Source organism: Marinilabiliales bacterium, from assembly GCA_007695015.1.
Lineage (GTDB): Bacteria > Bacteroidota > Bacteroidia > Bacteroidales > PUMT01 > PXAP01.
Map to the genome: position 1 here is coordinate 145,914 of REEN01000029.1, position 8,669 is coordinate 154,582.

The 8,669-nt window shown below is 46.1% G+C and carries 9 protein-coding genes; 6 read left to right on the forward strand and 3 right to left on the reverse strand.

Annotated elements, in window-relative coordinates:
• The first annotated feature begins 17 nt into the window (after positions 1-17).
• The 4 genes from EA408_02695 to EA408_02710 all read left to right on the forward strand — a co-directional run bounded on the left by EA408_02695 (position 18) and on the right by EA408_02710 (position 5,315).
• Positions 18-662 carry a protein-L-isoaspartate(D-aspartate) O-methyltransferase gene (locus tag EA408_02695; GenBank protein TVR74630.1) on the forward strand — a complete coding sequence of 215 codons (645 nt, stop codon included), beginning with the start codon at positions 18-20 and terminating at the stop codon, positions 660-662.
• A gap of 91 nt (positions 663-753) precedes the next feature.
• A complete protein-coding gene (locus EA408_02700) occupies positions 754-1,452 on the forward strand; it encodes an MBL fold metallo-hydrolase (GenBank protein ID TVR74631.1) in 699 nt (232 codons plus the stop codon).
• 215 nt (positions 1,453-1,667) lie between these two features.
• Positions 1,668-4,577, forward strand: coding sequence for a glycine dehydrogenase (aminomethyl-transferring) (gcvP, locus tag EA408_02705; protein TVR74632.1), 2,910 nt, complete (start codon positions 1,668-1,670; stop codon positions 4,575-4,577).
• A gap of 282 nt (positions 4,578-4,859) precedes the next feature.
• Positions 4,860-5,315 carry a hypothetical protein gene (locus EA408_02710; protein TVR74633.1) on the forward strand — a complete coding sequence of 152 codons (456 nt, stop codon included), beginning with the start codon at positions 4,860-4,862 and terminating at the stop codon, positions 5,313-5,315.
• A gap of 84 nt (positions 5,316-5,399) precedes the next feature.
• Here EA408_02710 and EA408_02715 read toward each other — a convergent pair whose 3' ends face one another.
• On the reverse strand, positions 5,400-5,642 hold the full coding sequence (locus EA408_02715; GenBank protein ID TVR74634.1) for a hypothetical protein: 243 nt from the start codon (positions 5,640-5,642) through the stop codon (positions 5,400-5,402).
• 460 nt (positions 5,643-6,102) lie between these two features.
• Here EA408_02715 and EA408_02720 point away from each other — a divergent pair, with 460 nt between their 5' ends.
• Positions 6,103-6,528: a hypothetical protein gene (locus EA408_02720; protein TVR74635.1), complete on the forward strand. Its 426-nt coding sequence runs from the start codon at positions 6,103-6,105 to the stop codon at positions 6,526-6,528.
• The gene (locus EA408_02725; GenBank protein ID TVR74651.1) at positions 6,529-6,645 is read left to right on the forward strand and encodes a hypothetical protein; all 117 of its coding nucleotides are present in this window, start codon (positions 6,529-6,531) and stop codon (positions 6,643-6,645) included.
• Positions 6,646-7,021: 376 nt separating this feature from the next.
• Here EA408_02725 and EA408_02730 read toward each other — a convergent pair whose 3' ends face one another.
• Both EA408_02730 and EA408_02735 read right to left on the reverse strand, forming a co-directional pair.
• Entirely contained in the window at positions 7,022-8,173 is a 1,152-nt protein-coding gene (locus EA408_02730) for a 6-bladed beta-propeller (protein ID TVR74636.1), read from the reverse strand.
• A gap of 113 nt (positions 8,174-8,286) precedes the next feature.
• Positions 8,287-8,646, reverse strand: a complete 360-nt coding sequence (locus tag EA408_02735) for a hypothetical protein (GenBank protein TVR74637.1) — start codon at positions 8,644-8,646, stop codon at positions 8,287-8,289.
• Positions 8,647-8,669: the final 23 nt, after the last annotated feature.

The window sequence follows — 8,669 nt, forward strand, 5'->3', positions numbered from 1 at the left end:
TCCGAAACAGATAAGTAATGACAGATTCATATCGCCATAAAGGATTAAGAAGAAACCTGGTTGAAGAGATCCGGAGCAAGGGCATCGAAGATGAAAGGGTGCTGGATGCAGTGCTTAATGTGCCAAGGCACTATTTCATGGATACCGGGTTTGTCAAATATGCATATAAGGACCAGGCCTTCCCTATTGGATGCGGACAGACCATTTCGCAACCCTATACGGTTGCATTCCAGACTGAGCTTCTGGAGGTGGAGAAACACTGCAAGGTCCTTGAGGTAGGCACCGGATCAGGATACCAGGCGGCAATCCTTTGTGAGATGGGAGCTAAGGTGTTCACCATAGAGAGGCATCGCGACCTGTTCATCAGGGCACAGTCACTTCTTACTTCAATGGGGTACAAGGCAACCTTCTTTTACGGTGACGGCTATGAGGGAAAGCCGGCATATGGGCCATTTGACCGGATACTGGTAACCGCCGGTGCGGGGGAGATTCCGGAAAAGCTGAAGTTACAGATGAAGATCGGCGGTATAATGGTCATCCCCTTAGGCGACAGCAGGTGCCAGGTGATGACCCGTATTGAGAGAATGGCTGAGGAAGAGTTTAAAGTTACTGAGCACGGGCGATTTGTTTTTGTTCCTTTGCTGAAAGGGAAATCCGGATAGGCAATGGGTGGCCGGTCAACAGGTTGCCTGCGGGCGATGATAATTATAAACCTGCATGCCTTGCAGGGTTGCATGACTGACCAGGGCCGGAATGTGCCCCCCGCCAACGTGCGGGTGTTGCTGTGAAACCAGAAAAACAGATAAGATCATGATCAAAGTCCATAAATTCGTTGTAAACCCCTTCCAGGAGAATGCATACCTGCTCTGGGACGAAACAGGCAGTTGCGTGCTTGTTGATATGGGCAGCTATACTGTTGACGAGAAGAAAGAGGTGCTCTTTTTTATCGAGAACAACCAGCTTGAGCCCGTGATGATAATAAACACACACTGCCATGTTGACCATCTGCTCGGCAACTCCTTCTTCAAAAACAAACTGAAGGTACCAGTTGCTGCCCATGCCGATGATGAGTTCCTGATAAAAACAGCCGTTGAGCATGGCAGCGTTTTCGGATTCGAGGTTGAAGAGCCGCCACCGGTTGACAGCTATCTGGAGGAGGGTAGGGCCATAACTTTTGGCAGTTCATCACTGGAAGTGTTTCATGTGCCGGGGCACTCTCCCGGAAGCGTGGCGCTGTACAGCAGCGAGGATGCCTTTGTTATTACAGGGGATGTCCTGTTCAGCGGGGGAATCGGGCGGACAGACCTGCCGGGCGGCGATTACGACACCCTTATCAGGTCAATCAAAGAAAAACTGATGGTGCTTCCCGATGAGGTGACGGTATATCCCGGGCACGGACCCGAAACCACCATTGGCGGTGAGCGGCATTCCAATCCTTTTCTTACCGGATAACCGGCTTACGTAAACCTGCTCATGGAATCAGACAGTCGCGGCAGAGCCGCATCAGGTAGTTATGCGGCACTTCGCAGTTTTTTTACCAAGGCTGCGACCGGTCTACGGTAAATTTATTAATTGAGCATATCATGATATTTGTCTTATTTATCAATAAGTCCAGTTTTTATTTTTACAGAATATAACCAGTAAAAAACACATAAATATTCATTTATATGGCACTCGACAGTTTCATTTCACGACATAACGGACCCCGTCCCCACGAAACAGGTACCATGCTTGAAAAGATAGGCGTAAGATCAATCGACGAGCTTATCGACAAGACCATACCGCCTGCAATAAGGCTTGAAAAACCGCTCAACCTGCCCGATGGCATAAGCGAGCATGAATACCTGCAGCGGATATGGGAGATTGCCTCGAAAAACAAGGTCTACCGCTCATTTATCGGGATGGGTTACTACAATACAATCTTCCCGCCGGTAATCCAGAGGAACATACTTGAGAACCCCTCATGGTACACCTCATATACCCCCTATCAGGCAGAGATATCGCAGGGCAGGCTGGAGGCCCTGCTGAACTTCCAGACAGCGGTGATGGATCTGACCGGCCTGGAGCTGGCCAATGCATCATTGCTTGACGAAGCAACGGCAGCGGCCGAGGCAATGATCATGATGTTCAACGCACGCAGCAGGGACCAGGTTAAGTCGGGTGCAGTAAAGTTCTTTGTCGATGAAAACATCTTCCCCCAGAACCTGGCAGTTTTGAGAACCAGGGCAATACCTCTGGGCATAGAGCTGGTGACCGGCAGTTATGCCGAAGCTGACCCGGGTGAAGATTACTTTGGCGTGATGGTGCAGTATCCTGCCGGTGACGGCAAGATTTACGATTACAGGGATTTTATATTGAAGTCCGCCGAAAAAGGCATATACACCGGAGTAATTGCCGATATTCTCAGTCTTGCATTGCTCACACCTCCCGGAGAGTGGGGCGCCGACGTGGTGGTTGGTTCGACCCAGCGCTTCGGCATACCGATGGGATATGGCGGTCCGCATGCAGGGTACTTCGCTACCAGGGAGAAATTCAAGCGTCACGTGCCGGGCAGGATAATAGGGGTGACCGTCGATGCCCAGGGCAGACATGCACTCAGGATGGCTTTGCAGACAAGGGAACAGCATATAAAGAGGGAACGCGCCACCTCCAATATCTGTACAGCCCAGGCTCTGCTTGCAACCATGGCAGGGATGTATGCTGTCTATCATGGTGCGGAGGGACTGAAACGTATCGCCCTTCATACCCACCATAGTGCTGTAACTCTTGAGAAGGGACTGAAAAGTCTGGGTTACACGCAGGAGAACGGTAACTATTTTGATACCCTCAGGGTGTCGCTGCCGGGCGATATCGTGGCGGCCGACATTGAGAAGACGGCGCTGGAGAACAGGATCAACCTCAGGTATATTGACGACAAAACTGTGGGCATAAGCCTTGACGAGACCACACTCATAAGGGACATAAATAATATCCTTTCAGTCTTTGCCGGAGCTGCCGGTAAGGAGTCCCCCGAGGTGAGCGGCCTGGAGGAGAGGACCTCAATTGATAAAGTATTCATCCGCGAAAGCGAATTTTTTACCCTTGATGTATTCAATGCCTACCGGTCGGAGACCGAGTTGATGAGGTACATCAAGAAGCTTGAAAGAAAAGATTTCAGCCTTACGCACTCGATGATATCGCTCGGGTCGTGCACCATGAAGCTGAATGCGGCCACCGAGCTGCTGCCGCTTAGCTGGCCCGAATTCGGGGCGCTGCATCCGTTTGTCCCGGTTGATCAGGCTCAGGGGTACCACGAGCTGATGGATGAGCTGGCGGCTGACCTGTGTGAGATTACTGGTTACGATGCGATCTCTTTCCAGCCCAATTCGGGGGCTTCGGGTGAGTATACCGGACTGATGGTAATCAGGGGCTATCATGAAAGCAGGAACGAGGGGCACCGCAATGTATGCCTGATACCCTCGTCGGCACACGGCACCAACCCGGCAAGCGCGGTCATGGCAGGAATGGAGGTGGTTATAGTTGATTGCGACAAGCACGGTAACGTAGACCTTAAGGATCTGCGCCCAAAGGCTGAGAAGCACCGCGACAACCTTGCCGCCTTCATGGTTACCTATCCTTCAACTCACGGGGTATATGAGCCCGGTATCATTGAGATGACGGAGATAATCCACGAGAACGGGGGCCAGGTCTATATGGACGGGGCCAACATGAATGCCCAGGTAGGCTTTACCAATCCCGCGATCGTTGGCGCCGACGTGTGCCACCTGAACCTGCACAAGACATTTGCCATACCGCACGGGGGCGGGGGACCCGGAATGGGTCCGATAGGCGTTGCGGCCCACCTGGTGGAGTTTCTTCCCGGGCACCCGGTCATTACCACGGGTGGTGAAAAAGGGGTTGAGGCGATAGCAGCCGCTCCCTACGGAAGTACCAGTATACTGACAATATCACATGCATACATCAAGCTGCTCGGTGGAAAAGGTCTGACCGAAGCAACCCGGCTGGCCATACTGAATGCCAATTACCTGGCGGCGGTGCTGAAGGACTATTACGATGTCCTCTACAAGGGAATAAACGGCTTTGTTGCCCATGAGATGATTATCGACTGCCGTAAATTCCGGCTGGACAAGGAGCTGGAGGTTACCGAGGCCGATATAGCAAAAAGGCTTATGGATTACGGATTTCATGCCCCGACCCTGTCTTTCCCGGTGGCCGGCACGCTGATGGTTGAGCCAACCGAAAGCGAATCGCTGCATGAGCTGAACCGGTTTGCCGAGGCGATGATATCGATCCACGCCGAGATGGAGGAGATACGATCAGGGAAAGCCGACAAGAAGAACAACGTGCTGAAGAATGCGCCCCATACTGCTGAGGTGACTGTATCGGACGGGTGGGACAGGCCCTACGGAAGGGAGAAGGCTGCCTATCCCCTCAGGTGGATAGCCGACAATAAGTTCTGGCCCTCTGTAAGCCGGGTTGACGATGCCCATGGCGACCGTAACCTGATGTGCTCCTGTGCACCTATAGATTCTTACAGAAGCGGACTTTTTGAGTTCAGCTCGCTGGAACAGGGCTGACCCTGGCTGCAAATGAGGTACGGCTGCCCCGCCTGATAAGGATATTTCTCCGGCCAGGCTGATAACCGCAGACCTTGCCCGCCAGGTCCTGTACGGCTGCCCGGCTTGCCACCGGTCTCTTGCCGGGCAGGAAGGATTACGCTAGCCTGAAACAACAAATCCGGCACGGGACTTGTTATAATAGTGTTGTGAATGCTGCCCGGTTTTCGTCACCGGACTGAGGCAACTGACGGTTAATTGTACCGGTAGAAAGACCGGCGGCACAACAGCATATATTATATAATGATTGATGTTATGGAGAGGAAAGATGATTCTTTCAGGCAGAATTTCGAGACATTGCTTGCGCTTTTCAAAAAGCTGGCCGACAAAATGTCAGAAGGAGAGATTGAGGGGGTTAACCCGCAATTTGCAGGCCAGTTCAGGATGATGCTCAACCAGTACGAGATGATGAAGAACATGATGCCTGATGACATACCAGAGCACCTGAGGGAACCATTCAGGCAGATGATGGAAAAGATGATCCATCAGCTGAAGGATGAGATCGGTGAGGATATTATACTTACTTCTCCCAGGAAAGGTGTGAGCAGGGAGACAGAGATGCCGTCATCCGGAGAAGGGTCTGATGAAGACACGACTATCAGTGAAATAGAGGACAACCTGCGGAAACCCGGACTTGATCCGGCCGAAATAGACAAACTGCTCGACAGGCTTGCAGAGCTTAAATCACAAAAGGGATGACGGGGTCATCCCTGTCCATGATTAATTCGCATAGAGCTGATTTATCCGGCATCTTTAACCATCCAGGAATATCAGCAGTTTGCATCAACCCTGGTTGGCACAACAGCGTCCGCCGGCCGGACAACTGCCCATGGCCGGTGCGGCAGGCCTGAAATCACTCTTTGACTTTGCCTGTTTTGGCGGGCGGTACTCATCTATTGTTTCTCCGCATTGCGGACAATCGGCCACCTTTTTGCTGCAGGGCCCGTAAACGGGGCTGTTGTATTCATGGGTCGTTCCCTGGCCCTCAAACTTTATCCCGCAGCTCTCACACTGAAATTGCAGCATTTTGCAAACAAATTAGATTTAATAATCTGTAAAGTTAGACAATTAAATCTTTTCCGGCAATTGCCATAGGGTCGGCAGTAAGCCTGGGCGAATATTATACCTTGACTTTTGTTTAAATTTCTAACCTAAATTATTCATTAAAAAAGGGGGATTTTGTTCCTTAAAGACGCTACAAAGTAGTATCTTTAATGTGTTTAGAACAAAAACCCCTTTGTACAATGATAGAAAAAATTTCACAGAATTCCTCACAACAACTTGCCCTTTTTCCAATAAATAATAAAGATGTCTCCTTATCCTTCACTGGCCAGCGCATCAGCAGTGATGACGGATTGTTGCTATTAAGAGAGCTTGACAACAAATTGGGCTTTATCTAATCCATAAGTTCCTGTATTAAAGACACAAGAGACCAGCGTTACATTGATCATGAGATGCAAGAGTTGATTGCCAACGAGTCTATCAAATAGCTGCAGGCTATGAAGATTGTAACGATTCCAATATCTTGCGTGAAGAGCAGGTTGTTAAAATGTGCGCTGGCCGTCTTCCCCAGACCGGAGATGACCTGGCCTCACAGCCAACAATGAGTCGCCTGGAGAACCATGCATCAAGAACCGACCTTTTTGGCATGGGGATTAAACTGCTGGACAACTTTATTGATTCATATTCACGTGAACCCCAAGTTATTATTCTTGATTTCGATGACACAAATACAAATACACACGGCCAGCAGGAACTCTCTTTATTTTACCATTATTATGACGAGCATTGCTACATGCCTCTTCATATTTATGAAGGCCTCTCCGGTAAGTTGATTACAACCATATTGAAACCGGGCCGTCGTAGCAAGCAGGCTGAAACAGGCAATTTGTTTATAAAGATCATAAAGTAACTGCGTAAAAGATGGTCCAATACTACTGTCATTATTCGCGGCGACAGTCATTTTACCTCGGGTGATCTTATGGACTGGTGTCCTTATAAGGATAAAGTTAATTTAAAACTGGTTTAACCGGCAATGCCAAACTCGATTTGCCGATGCCCTCGTTAGAGCAGAACTCACGAACACTCAAACCTGATTCTTTGTAACGCCTGATTGAATCTCTTATGGCTTCCTGGGTAATCATAGATAAGTTTTACCCTCAAAAATAGATGCCACCGGATTCTTTAACAATATTAACTACGCCGAATGCTTACAAAGGATCCTTGAGGATGAAAGGGCCTATGAGATGATCAGGCGTTTGCTTCCTCAGGAACCAGACCTGCAAAATGTACCGTAACCGGAAATGGAAAATATAAAATGCTGAAAACTGAATATATAGCACATGAGGTCAACTTATTTTTGATTGAAGTCATGTGATTTATTACAAGTGCGAAACTTTGATTATTTAAATATCAAACAATACAATTATAGGGTTATTATAATCAGGTATTTCAAGGAGGCTTGCTTTTTCTTTTTCTGTCAAGTTTATTTTACCATCAGAAACCAGTTTCTTAAAAATCGAAATTTGAGTTTCATGAATTATGGCAATCATTTGATTATTATTTAATTGAATAAATTCCGGATTTATGAATGTTAAATCATCAATAAATCTACTGGTGCATATTGTTTTGTTTGAATCAAAATAATGAAAAGTTTGATATCTTCTCATTCCTATATTGAAATTGAAAAAGCAAAGTTTTTCATTCTCCGAATACTTTCTTATAAGAAATAGCTTTTCAATTCCTGATGCCATCGGGTGCAAACGACTGGTATTAATCTCTGATAACTCTTTACTTGTTATTTTATATCGATTTGTACGTAATTGGATAAACGGTTTAGCTTCTTTTTCACTTATAGAATAAATAGTTTCAGTATATGGCATGAAAAACCGGGTATTATTCTGCCATTGGAAGAAATGCCCTCCCATGAAAAATTGCATAGCATCCATGTAAATTCCTGTATTTTCAACCAGTGTAGTAATTTCCTTACCTTCCCGATCAAATAAATAAATTAGATTCTCATCAGGATTATTTATTCTGTGGGGGTTCCGATAGAATACAAGATGGTTTTCTGTGATTAGAAAAGTTTGAAAGCCATGATCAAAAGTGATCTTGCCGGTAAATTTTCCATGATAATCGTAAAAATTCAATTTTCTACCATCATATATTGCAACTCTTTTCTCAATTGTATCGACATCAAAATCAACTGCGTACATGTATTCCCCAGGACCTCTTCCTATGTTTCCAACACTGCTTATGAAGGAACCATCTTTAGAAAACAAATAAACTTTTCTTGTCTTCATTCTGTCAAAACAGAAGAATATTTCATCCTTAAATTTTATATTACTGATATTGCCCAGAACCACGTTCTCTTTTGTTTCAAGGGGTATAATATGAAAGCCAGAAAATAACTCAGAAAAATATACTGCTTCATCAGATATTAGGGTTTCAATATCCAAATTTATAAAGCCATTTCCTATTTCAGATTCTTCCATTTTAACTGAGCAGGAATAAATGGATATTATGAGCGAAAGGCCAAAAAAAAACCTGTATGTCATAAGTAAAAGATTTTATTTGAAAGAGTCAGTTGTTGAAGTATATTGGTATCATTTCAAAGATTAAACTTAATACTCTGAAATGATACCAAATATTTTAACTATCAGAAAATAGGTTACCCACAGACTGTTATACCACCACTAGAGTATTTAAGTGTCATTGTTTCTTGACAATCATCAAGCTCGTAAATTACAGTAGAACGTTGACAAAAATCCATCCAAGCCTCTGGATAATCTTTCCAACAATCAGCAATCATAACCATATCTGTTTTACAACCATCTCCATGTGGATGATAGTTTACCTCCTGTACTAAGAAACATAAACCCCATCCAGATTCCCCATCCGCCTGCGCCATGACAGAAATATCAGCAAGTGATACATCAATGTTGTGATTGTTTTGTGCCAGATGGGTGTTAATTATTGATCCGGCAGCAAATAAGCATGCCGTCAATGCAAGAATTATTTTCTTTTTCATAATATTCAATGATTTATGGTATA